The sequence below is a fragment of the Halopseudomonas bauzanensis genome (assembly GCF_900114735.1).
GTDB classification, from domain to species: Bacteria; Pseudomonadota; Gammaproteobacteria; order Pseudomonadales; family Pseudomonadaceae; genus Halopseudomonas; species Halopseudomonas bauzanensis.
This window is the reverse complement of sequence record NZ_FOUA01000009.1, coordinates 38,150-56,719: the sequence shown is the minus strand read 5'-3', so window position 1 is coordinate 56,719 and position 18,570 is coordinate 38,150. Positions and strand designations below refer to the sequence as shown.

Below are 18,570 nucleotides of genomic sequence, written 5' to 3'. Positions count from 1 at the left end.
GTTCCGCAATGAATGTACAAGTGTCAGGAAAGATTGCCTTGCATGAACCCGTAAAAGAACTTTACCAACCAGGCGTAAGCACAGTCGTACGGGATATTCTGGAAAGTGTATTAGCAGGCCAGGAACTTAATGAAGCGGATGCCATTAGTTTATTTGGCACTGAGGGTGCCGAGCTGGATGCCCTAACTGCCTGCGCTGACCAACTACGGCGCGCCAGCGTCGGCGATACCGTTACCTTCGTCATCAACCGCAATATCAACTACACCAATGTTTGCTACATGGGGTGTCGCTTCTGCAGTTTCGCCAAACGCAAGGGCGATGCGGATGCCGAGTTCTTCGATCTCGATGAAATTGTCTCCCGCGCGGAAGAAGCCTGGGCACGCGGCGCAACCGAAGTGTGTATTCAGGGCGGTTTGCACCCGGATATTCCCGGCCACTTCTACCGGGACATGCTCAAGGCGATCAAGGCCAAGCTGCCGGACATGCATATCCATGCGTTTTCGCCCTTTGAAATCTGGTTTGGCGCGCGCAAAAGCAAGATGTCCTATGCCGAGTTTATCCAGGACCTGATTGATCACGGCCTGGGCTCGATGCCGGGCACCGCGGCAGAGATCCTCGACACCACCATCCGCAAGCAGCTGACGCGCGACAAGCTGACCACCGAGGAGTGGGTGGAGATCGTCAAGACCGCGCACCAGCTGGGCCTGCCGACCACCTCCACCATCATGTATGGCCACATTGACGGCCCGGAACACTGGGCGGCGCATCTGGCCTTGCTGCGTGACATCCAGAAGGAAACCGGTGGCTTCACCGAGTTCGTGCCCCTGGGCTTCATCCACCATAAAACCCCGCTGTATCTGGAGCAGGCGGGCGTCAGGCCAGGCCCCACGCGCCTGGAGCATATCCGCATGCATGCTGTCGCCCGGCTCATGCTCAACGGCTGGATCGATAACATCCAGGCGTCCTGGGTCAAGCTGGGACCCGAACTGGCCCAGCAGATGCTTACCGCCGGCGTGAACGATCTGGGCGGCACGCTGATGAACGAGAGCATTTCCCGCGCTGCTGGGGCTGAGCATGGCCAGGAAATGCATCCGGATACCTTCCTGCACATCATGCGTAACATGGGCCGGCAGCCGGTCAGACGCAATACGCTGTATCAGCATGTCACCGTGTATGACAGCCCCCAGATCGTGCCCGTCGCGCAGCTGTCCCAGGTCGCCGGAGGGCTATGATGAACCGACACCCTCGTATCACCTTGCTTGCCGGCGGGGTCGGCGGCGCCAAGCTCGCGGTTGGCCTGGCGGCCATTTGTGAACCCGGGCAGCTCAGCATCATCGGTAACGTCGCGGATGATCAGGAGTTTCACGGCCTGTGGGTCTCCCCGGATATCGACACCCTGACCTATACCCTGGCCGGCCGGATCGACAGCGCAAAAGGCTGGGGGCTGGCCGATGAAAGCAACCGCGTGCTCGACAGTTTGAAGCGCCTGGGTTGCGACAGTTGGATGTATCTGGGCGACCAGGATCTGGCTACCCATATCCTGCGGACCCAGTTGCGCGGCCAGGGTATTCGACCCAGCGTTATCGCCCAGCGGATTGCCGAGTCCCTTGGTGTGCAGAGCAACATCATCCTGCCCACCGATGATCGCCTGCAGACCCGGATCAGAACGCCCGAGGGCTGGCTGTCATTCCAGGAATATTTTGTCCGCGAGCAGTGCCGGCCCGAAATCCTCGACATACAGCTTGACGGTGTCGAGCGCGCAACAGCCACGCCGGAGGCACTGGCGGCGATTCGCGAAGCAGACCTGCTGGTCATCGCGCCGAGCAACCCGATTGTCAGTATCGGTCCGATCCTGGCCGTGCCTGGACTGGGTCAGGCGTTTGCCCTGGCCAATGCCGTGAAGGTCGCCGTTTCACCCCTGATCGGGGGCGCCACCGTCAAGGGTCCGGCCGACCGCATGCTGAGCGCATCAGGCTATCGCTGCAACAACCTCGGCATCGCAGATTGTTATAGCGACCTGATTGACGGCCTGATCATCGACCAACGAGACCAGCCCGACGCCAGCGCCCTGGAAGAGCGCGGACTCCACGTCATGACGACCAATACCCTGATGCTGAATGACGCCGACAAGACACGTCTGGCCCGCGAGCTGCTGCAGTTCGCCCAGGGCCAGCTTACTGAGGAGAGGCTGGCATGCTGATGAAAACGCTGGTGGTGATCCCGGTAAGGGATTTCGCGGATGCCAAGTCCCGCCTGGAGCCCTTGCTTGGCGCCAGCCGGCGAGCAACCCTGGCCCGGTGGTTATGTGAACGCACCCTGACGTTTTTCCGTGATCGGATGCCGGAGCAGGATGTGTTGGTAGTCACGGCGTGCGACACCATCGCTCAGTTGGCCCGCAGTTACGGCGCAGCGGTCTTGCGTGAAGACTGCTCGCGGGGGATGTCCGCGGCAGCCCAACTGGCCGCCGACTGGAGCAGCGTACAGGGCTATGACTCACAGCTGTTGATCCCGGCGGACATAGCCCAGCTGGATGAGGCCGAATTGCGCATCCTGCTCAACCACCCCCGGCCGGTGCCCTCCGTGCTGATCAGCCCGGCCCATGACCGTGGCACCAACGCCTTGCTGACCACACCGCCGAACATTCTGCCCTTTCAGTTCGGCCTCAACTCAAGTGACCAGCACTGGCATGCCGCGCACCGCAGGGGCATCACCTGCAGCCTGATCCAACTACCCAAGCTGAGCTTCGATATCGATACACCAACCGACCTTTCCAGCTTGGTCAGCTCCAGCGCCAGCGCGTCGACTTGCACGCCGTTCGATGCCCGCTGGGATCTGCCAGCAGGCCCAGCGCATCGCCCCATTATGGTGCAGGAGGTACCGGCATGTTGAACCAACCCCAGCGCCTGAGCATGACCGCCCTGGCTGGTATCGCCGACATTCTGCCCGGCGATGACCTGGCCGATATCCTGGCCCAGGCCATTCGCAGCAACGACGTAACCTTAAGCGATGGCGACATTCTGGTGATCGCCCATAAGGTCGTCTCCAAAGCCGAAGGCCAGGTAGTGTCCCTGGCAACGATCAAGCCTGGCGAAGAGGCTCGGGAGTTGGCGGCGCAACTGAACAAGGACCCGCGCAAGATCGAAGTCATTCTGCGTGAATCCCGCCGCGTGGTACGCGCTTTCAAACATCCACAACAAGCCGAAGGCATCTTGATCGCCGAACACCGGTTGGGCTTTATCTGCGCCAACGCGGCGGTGGACGAATCCAATGTGGGTGAAGACAACACCGTCATTCTCCTACCCAAGGATCCCGACAGCAGCGCCAGGAGAATCTGCGCAGCGCTGGAAGAAACCTTCGGCGTGCGCCTTGGCGTAGTGATCACCGACACCTTTGGCCGACCGTGGCGAATGGGATTGGTCAACGTCGCCATCGGCCTGGCCAATGTGCCCGCCCAGGTCAGTCTGGTCGGCGACCGGGATGCCTTTGGCCGGGAGCTGGCCGTCACCATCCCGGCCCTGGCCGATGAAATAGCTGCAGCTTCCGGCCTGCTGATGAGCAAGAACGGCAAAACCCCCGCAATTCTTTTCCAGGGCGTGGACTGGGAGCCTGCCCCCAGCTCGGCAACTGACCTGATAAGACCACAAAAAGAGGACCTGTTCCGATGACAATTGCAATTCTAGGTGGTACCGGCCCGCAGGGTCGGGGATTGGCTCTGCGCTGGGCGCGAGCCGGTGTCCCGGTAGCGATCGGCTCCCGCGATGCCGAGCGGGCCAGCGCCACAGCCGAGGAACTACAGGCGCTGCTGCCCCCCTCGGCCGCCTCGATCCGGGGCATGGACATTCGCGACGCCGTGGGCGCGGCGGATGAAATGGTGGTTCTGGCTGTTCCCTACGCGGCCCATGACGCCACCCTAGCCTCCATCCGCGAGCTGCTGCAGGACAAGATCCTGGTCGATATCGTCGTCCCGCTGGCGGAGGGCAATCCGCGTGCGGTGGCCATGCCGGCGGCCGGCTCGGCGACCGAAGCGGCCCAGCAACTACTGGGCGAGGCGATCCCCGTTGTCGGCGCGCTGCATAACGTCTCTGCCGCCACCCTGAACCATCTGGACCACGCCATCAATTGCGATGTGCTGGTCTGCGGCAACGCCATGCCGGCCAAGGACAAGGTTATTGAGCTGATCAACAAAATGGACGTCACCGCCTATGACTGCGGTCCCGCCAGCAGCGCCCGCTGTATCGAGGCGATCACGCCGATTCTGATCCGCCTGAACATTTCCAAGAAAGTCCCTTTCACCCACGCAGGAATCCGTATCTGGGCGCCAGACGCCTGATGCATCAGAAGTACCTACCGACACAGGAGAATAACAATGGAATTCGGTATCTGCTTTAAAGGTTTTGTCAGCCCCGAACGGGCCCGCAGCTTGGTCAAACAGGCCGAAGAAGCCGGCTTCGCGTATTGCTGGTTCTATGACTCGCACATTCTGTGGCGCGAGTGTTATCCGGCCATCGCCATGTGCATGGAACACACCACCAAGATGCGCTTTGCCCCCTGCGTCACCAACCCCAATGCCCGCGATTGGTCCCTGGCTGCGAGCCTGTTCGGCAGCCTGGCCAAGCAAAGCGGCGGTCGCTTCGATATTGGCCTGGGCCGTGGTGACAGCTCGGTGCGCGTGATGGGCAAGAAACCCGCTTCGCTGGCACGGGTAGCCGAATTCACCACCAAGGTAAAAGCCATGATCCGTGGCGAAGAGGTGCTTTATGGCGAATGCCCCGAGCCCGTCAAATTTCCCTGGTCCGACGGCTATGAGCTGCCCGTCCATATCGGTGCCTATGGCCCCATGGCACTGAAAACCGCAGGGGAAGTGGGCGACGGCGTCATTCTGCAGATCGGTGAGCCGAGTATCGTCAAGTGGCTGGCTGAGCAGAGCATCAGTGCCGGCAAGGAAGCGGGCCGGAACATGGACAACTACAAGGTGATTGTCGCTGCGCCAGCGTATTTTGGAAGCCGGGATCAATGCATCGAAGCCACCAAGTGGTTCCCGGCCATGGTCGGCAACCACGTCGCCGACATCGTGGAAAAGTATGGCAGCGACAGCGGCACCGTACCCGCCAGCCTGACCGCCTATATCGAGAAACGTAAGGGCTATGACTACTCCAAGCATGGCCAGAGCGATAACCCCTACCTCGACTTCATCACCCCGGACATCGTTGAAAGCTTCTGTGTGCTGGGTGAAGCCGAACAGCATGTCAGCAAGCTCAATGAGCTCAAGGCGGCCGGCGCCACACAGTTCAACATCTATCTGGACAATGGCGATGAGGAAAACATCATCGCCCAATATGGCGCGCACATTATTCCCCGATTCCAGGGCTGAGCTGACACCGGTGGTGTATCCACCACCGGTTTGACAAGGGCCTGGCCGCGCCAGTGAAAACAACAATGACCGAATGAGGCAAAGACAATGCAGAAAACCATGATCAACCAGCAACGGCTGTGGCAAAGCCTGATGGACATGGGCGAGATTGGCGGGACGGAAAAAGGCGGCGTGTGTCGGCTGGCCTTGACCGATCTGGACAAGCAGGCTCGCGATCTGTTTGTGCAATGGTGCAAAGACGCGGGCTGCACCATTCGTATCGACAAGATGGGCAATATTTTCGCCCACCGCGCCGGGCTGGATGATTCCCTGCCGCCGGTGGTGATGGGCAGCCACCTGGATACCCAACCTACCGGCGGCAAGTTCGACGGCATCTATGGCGTACTCGCCGGCCTGGAAGTGATTCGCACCCTGAATGACAAGGGCATGGAGACCCGCGCACCCATTGAGGCCTCGGTATGGACCAACGAAGAAGGCTCGCGCTTCCCTCCCGCCATGGTCGCCTCCGGCGTGTTTGCCGGGGTGTTCGAGCTGGATTATGGCTTGAGTCGCGCTGACCTTGACGGCAAGACCATGGGCCAGGAGCTGGAGCGCATCGGCTACAACGGCCCCGATGATGTCGGCGGCCGGCCATTCAAGGCGTTCTTTGAAGCGCATATCGAACAGGGGCCCATCCTCGAGGATGAGAAGAAGCAGATCGGTGTGGTCACTGATGCCCAGGGCCAGCGCTGGTACGAGATCACCCTGACCGGGCAGGAATCCCATGCCGGGCCCACACCGATGAGTCGCCGGCGTGATGCCCTGGTTGGCGCTGCCAGGCTGATCGATCAGGTCAACAAAATCGGCCTCGCCCACCAGCCTAACGCCTGCGCCACCGTTGGCCTGCTGCAGGTCTTTCCCAACTCGCGCAACGTGATCCCGGGGCAGGTGTTCTTCACCGTGGACTTCCGCCACCCCGATGCCGACGTGCTGGCCAAGATGGATCAGGCCCTGCGTGAAACCGCCGACTCAGTCACGACGGAGTTGGGCCTGGAAATGGCGTTCGAACAGATCTGGTACTCCCCGCCGGTCCCCTTTGATACCGACTGTGTTGCGCTGGTACGCCAGGCTGCGACGGATTTTGGCTACAGCCACCGGGATATCGTCAGCGGCGCCGGACATGACGCCTGCTACATCTCCCGCGTAGCGCCCACCGCCATGGTCTTCGTGCCCTGTGAAAATGGCATCAGCCATAACGAGGCGGAGAATGCGACGCCGGAAGACCTGGCGGCCGGTTGCAATGTGCTGTTCCAGGCCGTCGTCGAGCGCGCCAACAGCTGATAGCGGATGCCACCGCCCTGAAGGAGCGCCTGACCACGCTCTTTCAGGGGGAAACAGGGCTAGTTGCTGAGCCCGGTGCCTTTGAGGATGGTGTGGGTGAGAAAGTCGCCTGCCGCTGCAAAATCGCTGGCGTCCAGGTTGTCTTTGCGCAGCACCAGGGCGATCTGGGTGGAAAAGTCGGCATAGGTCTGGGTCGTTGCCCAGATGGAGAAGAACAGATGGTAAGGATCGATAGCATCCATCAAACCATCGGCGATCCACTTGTTGACCAGGGCAATATCGGCGTCGAGTTTGGGCAAAAGTTTTTTCAGCAAATAGTCTTTGATATAAGGCGCGCCATTGATGATTTCATTGGCGAATATCTTGGAGCCATTGGGCCGGGAATGTGACAGTTCCAGTTTGCCAAGAATATAACTACGCAACTTGCTGGCAGGATCATCACCGGTCTGCTCGAACAACGTCATCTTCTCAACCCAGAGATCGAGTACGTTCTTCAGCACGTGTTGATACAGGTTTTCCTTGGAAGGAAAATAATAAAGCATGTTCTGCTTGGATAAACCGGCTTGCTCGGCAATGGCTTCAATAGAAGCACCGTTATAGCCATATTGCGCAAAGAGTGTTTCGGCAGCATCCAGGATACGAGCTTCCTGAGCCTTTCTAGCGTTCGAACGCTTGCGGGGTTTGGCCGCGTCGCCATTTGAAGGGTTGCTTTCAGTCAAATGGTTGATGGTTCGGTCCAAGGGATCACCTCTTGGTTGCGGTCATAAAGGCGGCAGATAGCGCTTCGTGTTCGCGCTAGGCAGGGCTGGCGACCCGATTGCAGCCTATGCCGTCGGTTCGTTAAGGGGCGCGATTATACACCTTGAACACCCCGGCAACTAGCGAGCGGGCTTAGCGTTACCGGGGGAATATTGTTGTGCAACCATCTTGAACAACCCTGCGCCATTGGCGCCCGGGAGGAACTCGATATGAATATCCAACCTTTATATACCAAGGTGCTGATGAGCCAGGTGCTGGTACATCAGAATGCTGTTTATCTGGCCGGTCGGTTTGCCGATGCCATCCCAGCCGAAAATGATCTTGATATCCAGGCGGGCAATACCTTGGCGGCGATCGAGCAAGTGCTGGCCGAGGCCGGCAGCGACAAGACCAGGCTACTGTCCGCCACTATTTATCTGAAGGACATCCAGGCTGACCTTGAGCAGATGGACCGGATCTGGGGGCAATGGTTGCCCGAAGGGGTGATCCCCGTGCGCGCCGCCCTGGAGGCCGAGCGGGTGCAACCTGATGTTCTGGTGGAAATTGCCATGGTCGCCGCCCTTTGAACAGCGCCCTTCCTACCCCGATATCCTGGAATGAAGACTTATGCGTCCAGCCCACGCAATAATCGATCTTGGCGCCCTGCGCCATAATTACCTGTTGGCCAAGCAGTTTTCTGGCACCAGAGCGTTGGCCGTGATCAAGGCCAATGCGTACGGCCATGGCGCCATTCGGTGCGCTCAAACCTTGTCGGCATCAGCCGATGGTTTTGCCGTCGCCTGTATAGAGGAAGCGTTGCTGCTGCGCAATGCCGGTATTCAACAACCGATTCTGTTGCTGGAAGGATGGTTTGACGCCACGGAGCTGGCACTGATCCAGCAATATGACTTCTGGGTTGTGATTCACCATCATGGACAATTGCGTGACCTGGCGGAGGCCGCTATCGAGCGCCCGCTGCATGTCTGGCTGAAACTGGACACGGGTATGCACCGGGTAGGCTTCAAGCCGGATGAATACGGGGAAATATGGCGGACCTTACACACCAGCGGCAAGGTTGCCAGCGTGGTGAAGATGACGCACTTCTCCCGAGCCGACGAACCAGACTGTGAGACCACGGAGCATCAACTGCTGTGTTTCAATGAAACCACCGCCGCCCTGGAAGGCCTCTCAAGTTTGTGCAACTCGCCGGGGGTTCTCGCCTGGCCACAGGCCCATGGTGATTGGATACGGCCTGGCATCATGCTGTATGGCGCCTCCCCGTTCAGCGACGCCCAGAACAATGCCGCAAGGCTGAAGCCGGTGATGCAGCTGAACTCACAGATTATTGCCGTGCATGATGTGCCCCGCGGTGAGCCGATCGGCTATGGCGCGCAGTTCATTACCCAGCGCCCCACTCGAGTAGGGGTGGTCGCCATGGGCTATGCGGATGGGTACCCTCGACATGCCAAGACCGGCACGCCCGTGCTGGTCGACAATCAGCGCACCGGGCTGATCGGCAGAGTGTCCATGGATATGCTGACCGTCGATCTCACCGATCTGCCGGCGAGCGGCCTGGGCAGTACGGTGCAATTGTGGGGCGACGGGCTGGCGGCCAGTGAGGTCGCCCATTGGGCGGGCACCATTCCTTACCAATTGTTTTGCAACCTGAACCGGGTGCCGCGGCATTATTTTAATTAGTCAGTACGGCCCCTGAGCCAACAAGAAAGCCGGATCACGGGATCCGGCTTTTTGCTGCTGCCTCTATTCAGGAAGGAAAGGAGAACTGCGCCCCTTCCCGCACCCCGGCTGACGGCCAGCGCTGGGTCACGGTCTTGCGTTTGGTATAGAAGCGCACCGCATCCGGGCCATAGGCATGCAGATCGCCAAACAATGAGCGCTTCCAGCCACCAAAGCTGTGATAGGCCACCGGCACCGGCAGCGGTACGTTGATGCCGACCATCCCCACCATGATGTTGTCGCTGAAATAACGTGCGGCCTCCCCGTCACGGGTGAAGATACAGGTGCCATTGCCGTATTCATGATCGTCGATCAGTTGCATGGCTTCCTGCATGCTGTTGACACGCATGACCAGCAGCACCGGGCCAAAGATCTCTTCCTTGTAGCAGGTCATGTCAGCGGTCACGTTATCGATCAGGGTTCCACCGACATAGAAACCCTTGTCGTAACCTGCCACAGTCGGTTTGCGGCCATCGACCACCAGGGTAGCGCCCTGCTGCTCGGCACTGCTGATATAGCCGACGACCTTTTCCTGATGCGCCCGGGTGATGAGCGGGCCAAAGTCATTGGTCTTGTCAGAGAAGGCACCAACCTTGAGGCTCTTCATCTGCTCGGACATCTTGCTGATCAGCGCATCAGCCGCCTCATCGCCTACCGCCACCGCCACCGACAGCGCCATGCAGCGCTCCCCGGATGAACCAAAGGCAGCGCCAACCAGGGCTGATACGGCATTATCCATATCCGCATCCGGCATGATGATGGCGTGGTTCTTCGCCCCGCCCAACGCCTGGCAGCGCTTACCGTTGGCGCTGGCCGTGGTGTAGATATATTCGGCAATGGGCGTCGAGCCAACGAAACTGACCGCCTGGATGCGCGCATCGCTCAGCAGCACATCCACGGCCTCCTTGTCACCGTTGACCACGTTGAGTACGCCCGGCGGCAGACCGGCTTCATGCAGCAGCTCGGCGATAAACAGCACCGATGACGGGTTACGCTCGGACGGCTTGAGCACAAAAGTGTTACCGCAGACGATCGCCATGGGATACATCCACAGCGGCACCATGGCCGGGAAGTTGAACGGGGTAATACCCGCGACCACTCCCAATGGCTGAAATTCGCTCCAGGAATCAATTGCCGGACCGGCATTCTTGCTGAACTCCCCTTTCAGCAGCTCGGGCGCACCGCAGGCGTACTCGACATTCTCGATCCCCCGCTGCAGCTCGCCCATGGCGTCATGGGCAATCTTGCCATGCTCCTCCCCGATCAGCCGGCAGATCTCATCGGCATTGCGCTCCAGCAGTTCCTTGAAGCGGAACATGATCTTGGCGCGCTTGAGTGGTGGGGTGTTGCGCCAGGCCGGATAAGCGGCCTGGGCAGCGGCAATAGCGGCTTCGACGGTGGGTTTGCTCGCCAGCGCCAACTGTTTCGACACCTCACCCGTCGACGGGTTGAAAATGTCCTGGGTGCGGCTGGCTTGCGTATCGATGGTGCCGTTGATCAAGTGTCCGATCGTCTTCATCGTCTGTTCTCTCTGCCTGTATTGTTAGCGGTATCAGTCAAGTTCGTTGATGGCGTCGCCAATGGCATTGACGACATTGTCGATCTCTTCACGCTCGACGATGAAAGGCATGCCCAATTGGATGGTGTCGCCGCCGTAGCGTACATAGAAGCCTTTTTTCCAGCACTTCATGGCAATCTCGAAGGTGCGCCGCGCGGGCTCGCCGGGGTGGCTTTCTATCTGCAGCGCGCCAGCCATCCCGTAATTACGGATATCCGTGACGTAGCGGGTGCCTTTGAGACCATGCAGGGCATTTTCAAAGATCGGGCTCATCTCCCGCACCCGATCAACCAGCCGGTCATTCTGCAGGATATCCAGGGAGGCCAGCGCCGCGGCACAGGCCACCGGGTGGCCGGAATAGGTGTAGCCATGCGGCAACTCAATCGCGTATTCCGGCCCGCCCTGCTCCATGAAGGTCTGATAGATCTCGCGCTGCACAATCACCGCGCCCATGGGCACAGCGCCGTTGGTGAGCTGCTTGGCAACGTTCATCATGTCCGGGGTGACGCCGAACTCTTCGGCGCCGGTATTGGACCCCACTCGTCCAAAGCCGGTGATCACCTCATCGAATATCAGCAGGATTTCATGCTGGTCGCAGATTTCCCGCAGGCGTTGCAGATAACCCACCGGCGGCGGCAGTACGCCCGCTGACCCAGCCATCGGCTCAACGATGACGGCTGCGATATTGGAGGCATCATGCAGAGCAATCAGCTCCAGCAGATCCTCGGCACGCTCGACACCGCGCTCGGGCATGCCACGGCTGAAGAGATTCTCCTTGAGCAAGGTATGCGGCAGATGATCCGCATCGATACCCTGACCGAACAACACCCGGTTAGCGCCGATGCCGCCCAGGCTGATGCCACCGAAGTTGACGCCGTGATACCCCTTGGCCCGACCGATCAGCTTGGTCTTGGTCGGCTTGCCTTTCTTGCGCCAGTAGGCCCGGGCAATTTTCAGCGAGGTATCCGCCGCCTCTGAACCGGAGTTGGTATAAAACACATGGTCTAGGCCTTTTGGCGTCAATTGGGTAATCCGCTCGGCTAGCTCAAAAGCCTTGGGGTGGCCGAACTGAAAAGCGGGAGCGTAGTCCAGTTCACGCAGTTGTTTGGCAACCGCTTCGGCAATCTCCGGACGGTTATGCCCAGCACCACAGCACCAGAGCCCGGAAAGACCGTCGAATATCCTGCGGCCTTCAGCGTCGACATAGTAGCTGCCTTCGGCACCGACAATCAGGCGTGGGTCCGCTTTGAACTGGCGGTTTGCGGTGTAAGGCAACCAGTAGGCGTCAAGCTGCTCGGGGGTCAGTCCAGCATGGCGCTGATTATTGTGATCAGACATAACATCACCCTCTGTGTACGTTGTTTGTGCAGCCAGTCTCGCCAGTAGCACGCTAAAGTAAAACCCAAGCTTATTTACCTTCATGCAAGCGTTTACTTAACTCAAGGCACTTCCTCCGCTATGCTGCTGGGCACCGGTTATCGAGGACAACAAAATGAAACCCCGTAAGCTGGCATTACCTGGCCAGATCAGTGATACCGACCTGCGTCTGCTGCGGATCTTTCGCAAGGTAGTTGAATGCGGCGGCTTTTCCGCAGCGGAAGTCGAGCTGAATATCAGCCGGGCGGCGATCAGCATCGCCATGAACGAGCTCGAAGGTCGCCTTGCACTACGGCTTTGCCAGCGAGGGCGCAGCGGCTTTTCCCTGACTCAGGAAGGTAGCGAGGTCTATCAGGCAACCCTGCAGATGCTGGCGGCCATTGAAGGCTTCCGCACCCATGTGAACAGCTTGCATGACTATCTGAAGGGCGAGCTCAATATCGGCATCACCGACAGCCTGGTCACCATGCCGCAGATGTTGATCACCCAGGCGCTGGGTGCGCTGAAGGACCGTGGCCCGGATGTGCAGATCAATATCCGCATGATTCCGCCCAACGATATCGAGCTGGGTGTGCTGGACGGCCGCCTGCATGTGGGCATCATTCCCGCCCTGAAATCCCTGCCGGGACTGCATTACCGCCCGCTGTACGAAGAGGTCTCGCAGTTGTATTGCAGCTCGACCCATCCGCTGTACGCGCACCCGGCATCGGAGCCGGTGGCGCTCAGTGGCTGGGATGCGGTCTTGCCGGCGTATGCGCAAACTCCACAAATCAAGGCATTGCATGAGCCCCTGAAGGCCGCGGCATCAGCAACCGACCGCGAAGGGATCGCTTTTCTCATCCTGACTGGCCGCTATATCGGTTACCTGCCTACCCACTACGCCGACCGCTGGGTACGCGAGCAAAGCATGCGAGCCATCAACCCCGGCACAAACCGCTACGTCACCCATTACAGCGCCATTACCCGCAAGACCGCCCCGCCTAATCTGATCCTTGAGAGCTATCTCGAAGAGCTCGACCGCTTGGCGGGATAGCCATCGGACAGCATCTAGCCACGCAAATTGATCCAGAAGCCCTGTAGCTCCCGTGCTTGCCGGTGAGCGCTGGCAGGGGCCAAAAAACACCTGCCACTAGAGGAAAGAATTTTTTTACCGACTGGAAAAATAATGCTTGACCCTCTCAAATCTTGCTTGTAGGTTTGCAAACATCAACTTCCAATACGGTCGATGACATTACTATAAATTTATAAAAAGCGATGGAAACAACCGTACAAGCATAACCAGGCGATGGTTACTTTCTCCTGAAGTGGGTGCCCACTCGTTGTACTAGCATTCGACTTGATATCTCGATAAGAGAACACTGATAAGAGGATGAAAACATGTGCAGCTACATCCCCGGATACCACCTGATTCCGCTTCCAGATAACCCGATTTAACCAAAGCGTGAGTCGATAGCGCCCGAATACAGTTGCTCGGGGCGCTACTTAATATATTCAGTGACATACGGATAGTGTGCTGCAAGTGCAGCGCACTCATGACGGCTATTTGCCGCTCGGCAAGAACCTAGAGTTGCAAGTAAACAATATCCTGTATGGCGCGGGATACCGACGTGCTTAATAAAAACAATAGAGTCGAGGCACAATGCAATGCACTCTCAAACCGATTCACTTCAGTACGATATAACCCTGGGCGGCAGCCCCAGCGCAGACCTGTGGAATGAAGACCTGGCCCCCGCCAGAGAAGAAGACAAGACCTGGACCTGGCAAAGCATCTCGGGACTGTGGGTTGGCATGGTGGTCTGTGTTCCCACCTACATGATGGCTGCAGGGCTGGTGGCCGAAGGCATGTCCTGGTGGCAAGCGGTCCTGACTGTTCTGCTGGGCAACCTTGTCGTGCTGGTACCGATGATTGCCATCGGTCACGCAGGTACCAAGCATGGCATTCCCTTTCCGGTATTGCTGCGCTCTTCCTTCGGTACCGCAGGCGCCAAGCTACCAGCGATGTTGCGCGGGCTGGTTGCCTGCGGCTGGTTTGGCATTCAGACCTGGGTAGGCGGCTCGGCGATTTATATTATCGTCAACATCATGACCGATAATGCCATCGCCGGCAGCGTTATCGGTTTTCTCGGTATCGACCTGGGGCAGTTGGTGTGCTTCCTGTTGTTCTGGGCCATGCACGTCGTTTTCATTGCTTATGGCACTGAGTCCATTCGCTGGTTGGAAACCTACGCCGCGCCCTTTCTGATCGCGATGGGCCTGGCTCTGCTGGGCTGGGCGTATTTCAAGGCGGGCGGCTTTGGCGCGATGCTCTCGACGCCCTCCCAGTTCATTGCCGGCGGCGCGCGCGAAGGGCAGTTCTGGTCCGTGTTCTGGCCAGGGCTGACGGCGATGGTAGGTTACTGGGCCACACTGGCGCTCAATATTCCTGACTTCACCCGTTTTGCCCGCAGCCAGAAAGACCAGTTTATCGGTCAGGCCCTGGGCCTGCCCTTGCCCATGGCACTCTTCGCCTTTATCGGCGTTGCCGTTACCTCGGCAACCGTGGTGATCTATGGCAGAGCCATCTGGGACCCTGTCGAGCTGACCAGCCAGATGGGAGGCACCGCAGTGGTTATCGCCTTGATCGCCCTGATCCTGGCGACCCTGACCACTAACCTGGCAGCCAATGTGGTTGCCCCCGCCAACGGTTTCTCCAACCTGAGTCCCAGCAGAATCTCGTTCAAGATGGGCGGTTACCTGACCGCGGGTATCGGTATCGCGATCATGCCCTGGAAGCTGCTGGAGTCGACCAGCGCCTACATCTTTACCTGGCTGATTGGCTATTCTGCGCTGCTTGGCCCGGTTGCCGGCATCATGGTTGCCGATTATTTCGTGATTCGCAGAACCCGGCTGAATCACCAGGCACTCTTTCGCAATGACGGGGAATACAGCTACCGCAATGGCTGGAATCCGATCGCCCTGGTGGCACTGGTGGTCGGGGTGCTGCCCAACCTGCCGGGTTTCCTGCATGTCGCCGGGTTCATCGATAGCGTGCCCGCTGTATTCCAGGAAATCTATACCTATGCCTGGTTTGTCGGCCTGGCAATCGCCGCCTGCGTTTACCTGCTTCTCATGCGCAACAGCATGCAACGCCCGCAATGAGCTTTGTTACCTATCGAGCCGGCCAATAATGCAGACACCGGCTCGCCAAGACCCGTAAGGAGAACCAGCAATGTCCGTACTCATAAAAAACGGTACCGTGGTCACCGCTGACAAGACCTATCGCGCCGATGTGTACTGCGATAACGGAAAGATCGTTGCCATAGGTGAGAATCTGGATACCCCCGCGACTGCCGAAGTGATAGATGCGAGCGGCCAATATGTGATGCCCGGCGGTATCGACCCTCATACCCATATGCAATTGCCCTTCATGGGCACCGTGGCTAGCGATGACTTCTATACCGGTACGGCTGCCGGCCTGGCTGGCGGCACCACCAGTATCATCGACTTCGTCATTCCATCTCCCCAACAGTCACTGCTCGAGGCGTTCCACCAATGGCGCGACTGGGCTGCCAAGGCGGCGGCGGATTACACCTTCCACGTGGCCATTACCTGGTGGGACGAGTCGGTTCACGAGGAAATGGGCACTCTGGTACGCGAGCATGGGGTCAACAGTTTCAAGCACTTCATGGCGTACAAGAACGCGATCATGGCGGACGATGAAACCCTGGTAAAAAGTTTCCGCCGCTCTGTCGAACTGGGGGCAATGCCGACCGTCCATGCTGAAAATGGCGAACTGGTCTTCCAGCTGCAACAGGAATTGCTCGCCAAGGGCATGACCGGCCCCGAAGCCCACCCGCTCTCACGTCCGCCCGTGGTTGAAGCAGAAGCGGCCAACCGGGCCATCCATATTGCCCAGGCGATGAACGTGCCCATCTATATCGTGCATGTCTCCTGCAAGGAATCCCTGGAAGCCATTACCCGCGCCCGCAATAACGGCAACCGCGTGTATGGCGAAGTATTGGCCGGTCATCTGGTCATCGATGACAGCGTGTACCGGCATCCCGATTTCGAATTTGCCGCAGCCCATGTCATGAGCCCACCATTTCGCGCCAAGGAACACCAGGAAGCGCTCTGGCAAGGCCTGCGCGGCGGTAACCTGCAGACGACGGCAACCGATCACTGCTGTTTCTGCGCAGACCAGAAAGCGGCTGGCAAGGATGACTTCACCCGGATTCCGAACGGCACCGCCGGTATCGAGGATCGCCTGGCGATCATGTGGGATGAAGGCGTCAACCAGGGCCGCCTGACCATGAACGAGTTTGTTGCGGTGACCTCGACCAATACTGCCAAGCTGTTCAACATGTACCCACGCAAAGGCTCCGTGTCCGTGGGTGCCGATGCGGACCTGGTGGTGTGGGACCCGGCCGGCACCCGCACTATTTCAGCCAAGACGCATCATCAGAACATCGATTTCAACATCTTCGAAGGCCGCACGGTAACCGGCATACCAAGCCACACGCTGAGCCGCGGGAAGGTTGTCTGGCGCGAGGGTCAGCTGCTCGCAGTGGAAGGTGCCGGCCAATACATTCCCCGGCCCGCCTTTGGTCCGGTGTTCGATGCCATTGCCCGCGAGAACGAGCTGAATACCCCCCAGCCCGTGGTACGCCAAGGCTAACAATGTAGAACAGCGGTGCCCCTGCGAAGAGGACAGAAACGTGTGGATGTATCTACTCATGGCGTTGGCGGCGGGGGCTGTCTTACCGTTGCAGGCGGGCTTTAATGCACAGCTGGCATTGAGTGCAGGGCACGCCCTGTGGGCATCATGTGTCTCCTTTGCGGTCGGTCTGTTGTTACTGATAGCCGTGTGCATGACGGTTCGCCTGCCCCGCCCGGCGTGGGCGGATCTCGCTGCGATACCGTTCTGGCAATGGAGCGGAGGCGTCATGGGCGCCTTCTTTGTGACTGCGATGGTCGTGCTCAGCCCTCGCCTGGGCGCTGCCACCATGCTGGGCATGGCGCTGGTCGGGCAAATGACGGCGGCGGCCTTGATTGATCATTTTGGTCTGGCGGGATTTACTCCACACGCACTCAGCCTTGGGCGAGTAGTGGGTATCGCGTTGTTGATTACCGGAGGTATTCTCGTGCGTCAGTTTTAGTACCCATTAACAACTGAGGTAGGGAAAGATGATTGATTTACTTATCCGCAGCGTCAATTTGCCCTGCGGAGCGAAGAATGTAGATATCGCAATTGATCAGAGCAAAATCCTGGAAATTGCACCGCATATCCAGGCCCAGGCCAAGGAGGTGCTCTGTCACCCAGGCTGCCTGGTCACCGCGCCCTTTGTCGACAGTCATTTCCATATGGACTCTACCCTGAGTCTCGGTCAGCCACGTCTCAACCAGAGTGGCACCCTGCTTGAAGGTATTACGGTCTGGAACGAGTTGAAGCCCGATCTGACTTTCGAGGCAATAAAGCAACGCGCCATAGAACTCTGCCACTGGTCAGTCGCCCGCGGCACCCTGGCGATACGCAGTCATGTGGATGTATCCGATGATAGCCTGATGGCGGTGCAAGCCCTGTTAGAAGTACGCCGCGAGTTGAAGCATCTGATTGATCTGCAACTGGTTGCCTTTCCGCAGAACGGCTACTACCGCTCCCCCACTGCCAGGCAGAACTTGCTCCGGGCCCTGGACCTGGGTGTCGATGTAATCGGTGGGATACCCCACTTCGAGCGCACCCGCGCAGAAGGCAACCGGTCGATTACAGCCCTTTGCGAACTGGCTGCCGATCGCGGCTTGCCTGTCGACCTGCACTGCGATGAGAGCGACGATCCGGACTCTCAGCATATCGAGACTCTCGCCTATGAGACCCAGCGCCTCGGCCTGCAGGGGCGCGTCACCGGCTCTCACCTTACCTCCATGCATTCCATGGACAATTACTACGTCAACAGCAAGCTTATCCCGTTAATCAGCGAAGCCGGCCTGCATGTGGTCGCCAATCCCTTGATCAACATCACCCTGCAAGGCCGCCATGACACCTATCCCAAACGGCGTGGCATGACTCGAGTCAAGGAGCTGCTCGCTGCTGACGTCAATGTCGCCTTCGGGCATGACTGCGTCATGGATCCCTGGTACAGCCTCGGCTCCCACGACATGCTCGATGTGGCTCATATGGGTCTGCATGTTGGCCAGTTGACAGGTATCGATGAAATGAAAACCGCCTTTGCCGCCGTCACCACTCACGGCGCCAAGGTGCTCGGATTGGATGGCTATGGTCTGCAGCCAGGAAATCGCGCGGACCTGGTGATTTTGCAAGCCAGCAATCCGATTGAAGCCCTGCGCCTGCGCCCGGCCCGCCTGGAAGTAATCCGCCATGGCCAAGTCATTTGCCGCACTGCAGCCGTGGTGCCGCAACTGCTGAGCAACGAGCAGCCACGTGACATCAGCTTTATTCAAGATGTGTTCTGACTCGCAGTAAACCGCTCTGACA

The 18,570-nt window shown here is 58.9% G+C and carries 17 protein-coding genes; 14 read left to right on the top strand and 3 right to left on the bottom strand.

The window, feature by feature from the left end:
* Positions 1-38 precede the first annotated feature (38 nt).
* The 7 genes from cofH to BM267_RS15555 all read left to right on the top strand — a co-directional run bounded on the left by cofH (position 39) and on the right by BM267_RS15555 (position 6,691).
* On the top strand, positions 39-1,232 hold the full coding sequence (gene cofH, locus BM267_RS15585) for a 5-amino-6-(D-ribitylamino)uracil--L-tyrosine 4-hydroxyphenyl transferase CofH (protein ID WP_218144737.1): 1,194 nt from the start codon (positions 39-41) through the stop codon (positions 1,230-1,232).
* A complete protein-coding gene (cofD, locus tag BM267_RS15580) occupies positions 1,232-2,200 on the top strand; it encodes a 2-phospho-L-lactate transferase (RefSeq protein ID WP_074781276.1) in 969 nt (322 codons plus the stop codon). Before cofH ends, cofD begins: the two co-directional genes overlap by 1 nt.
* Positions 2,194-2,889, top strand: a complete 696-nt coding sequence (gene cofC, locus BM267_RS15575) for a 2-phospho-L-lactate guanylyltransferase (RefSeq protein WP_074781277.1) — start codon at positions 2,194-2,196, stop codon at positions 2,887-2,889. The genes cofD and cofC overlap by 7 nt, the downstream gene beginning before the upstream one ends.
* Positions 2,883-3,665: a coenzyme F420-0:L-glutamate ligase gene (cofE, locus tag BM267_RS15570; protein WP_074781278.1), complete on the top strand. Its 783-nt coding sequence runs from the start codon at positions 2,883-2,885 to the stop codon at positions 3,663-3,665. Before cofC ends, cofE begins: the two co-directional genes overlap by 7 nt.
* On the top strand, positions 3,662-4,330 hold the full coding sequence (gene npdG / locus BM267_RS15565; RefSeq protein WP_074781279.1) for an NADPH-dependent F420 reductase: 669 nt from the start codon (positions 3,662-3,664) through the stop codon (positions 4,328-4,330). The genes cofE and npdG overlap by 4 nt, the downstream gene beginning before the upstream one ends.
* Positions 4,331-4,366: 36 nt before the next feature.
* The gene (locus BM267_RS15560) at positions 4,367-5,371 is read left to right on the top strand and encodes a TIGR03842 family LLM class F420-dependent oxidoreductase (RefSeq protein WP_074781280.1); all 1,005 of its coding nucleotides are present in this window, start codon (positions 4,367-4,369) and stop codon (positions 5,369-5,371) included.
* 87 nt (positions 5,372-5,458) lie between these two features.
* Positions 5,459-6,691 (top strand): Zn-dependent hydrolase, encoded by a 1,233-nt coding sequence (locus BM267_RS15555; protein ID WP_074781281.1) that lies wholly within the window; start codon positions 5,459-5,461, stop codon positions 6,689-6,691.
* 59 nt (positions 6,692-6,750) lie between these two features.
* On the opposite strand, the gene BM267_RS15550 is transcribed toward BM267_RS15555, so the two are convergent.
* The gene (locus tag BM267_RS15550; RefSeq protein WP_211242674.1) at positions 6,751-7,431 is read right to left on the bottom strand and encodes a TetR family transcriptional regulator C-terminal domain-containing protein; all 681 of its coding nucleotides are present in this window, start codon (positions 7,429-7,431) and stop codon (positions 6,751-6,753) included.
* Between the two features lie 228 nt (positions 7,432-7,659).
* Here BM267_RS15550 and BM267_RS15545 point away from each other — a divergent pair, with 228 nt between their 5' ends.
* Positions 7,660-8,016, top strand: a complete 357-nt coding sequence (locus BM267_RS15545) for a RidA family protein (RefSeq protein ID WP_036993637.1) — start codon at positions 7,660-7,662, stop codon at positions 8,014-8,016.
* Between the two features lie 40 nt (positions 8,017-8,056).
* Positions 8,057-9,127 carry an alanine racemase gene (gene alr, locus BM267_RS15540; protein ID WP_074781282.1) on the top strand — a complete coding sequence of 357 codons (1,071 nt, stop codon included), beginning with the start codon at positions 8,057-8,059 and terminating at the stop codon, positions 9,125-9,127.
* 67 nt (positions 9,128-9,194) lie between these two features.
* On the opposite strand, the gene BM267_RS15535 is transcribed toward alr, so the two are convergent.
* Both BM267_RS15535 and aptA read right to left on the bottom strand, forming a co-directional pair.
* A complete protein-coding gene (locus tag BM267_RS15535; RefSeq protein ID WP_074781283.1) occupies positions 9,195-10,685 on the bottom strand; it encodes a CoA-acylating methylmalonate-semialdehyde dehydrogenase in 1,491 nt (496 codons plus the stop codon).
* A gap of 33 nt (positions 10,686-10,718) precedes the next feature.
* On the bottom strand, positions 10,719-12,062 hold the full coding sequence (gene aptA, locus BM267_RS15530; RefSeq protein WP_074781284.1) for an omega-aminotransferase AptA: 1,344 nt from the start codon (positions 12,060-12,062) through the stop codon (positions 10,719-10,721).
* 154 nt (positions 12,063-12,216) lie between these two features.
* Between aptA and BM267_RS15525 the strand changes: the two genes are divergently transcribed.
* The 5 genes from BM267_RS15525 to BM267_RS15505 all read left to right on the top strand — a co-directional run bounded on the left by BM267_RS15525 (position 12,217) and on the right by BM267_RS15505 (position 18,548).
* Positions 12,217-13,134, top strand: a complete 918-nt coding sequence (locus BM267_RS15525; RefSeq protein ID WP_074781285.1) for a LysR family transcriptional regulator — start codon at positions 12,217-12,219, stop codon at positions 13,132-13,134.
* 611 nt (positions 13,135-13,745) lie between these two features.
* Positions 13,746-15,239, top strand: a complete 1,494-nt coding sequence (locus BM267_RS15520) for an NCS1 family nucleobase:cation symporter-1 (RefSeq protein WP_074781286.1) — start codon at positions 13,746-13,748, stop codon at positions 15,237-15,239.
* Between the two features lie 70 nt (positions 15,240-15,309).
* Positions 15,310-16,755 carry a dihydropyrimidinase gene (gene hydA / locus BM267_RS15515; RefSeq protein WP_074781287.1) on the top strand — a complete coding sequence of 482 codons (1,446 nt, stop codon included), beginning with the start codon at positions 15,310-15,312 and terminating at the stop codon, positions 16,753-16,755.
* A 46-nt stretch (positions 16,756-16,801) separates the two neighbouring features.
* Positions 16,802-17,236, top strand: a complete 435-nt coding sequence (locus BM267_RS15510; RefSeq protein ID WP_074781288.1) for a DMT family transporter — start codon at positions 16,802-16,804, stop codon at positions 17,234-17,236.
* 28 nt (positions 17,237-17,264) lie between these two features.
* Complete coding sequence (locus BM267_RS15505) at positions 17,265-18,548, top strand: amidohydrolase family protein (RefSeq protein WP_074781289.1); 1,284 nt, start codon at positions 17,265-17,267, stop codon at positions 18,546-18,548.
* The last annotated feature ends 22 nt before the right edge of the window (positions 18,549-18,570 follow it).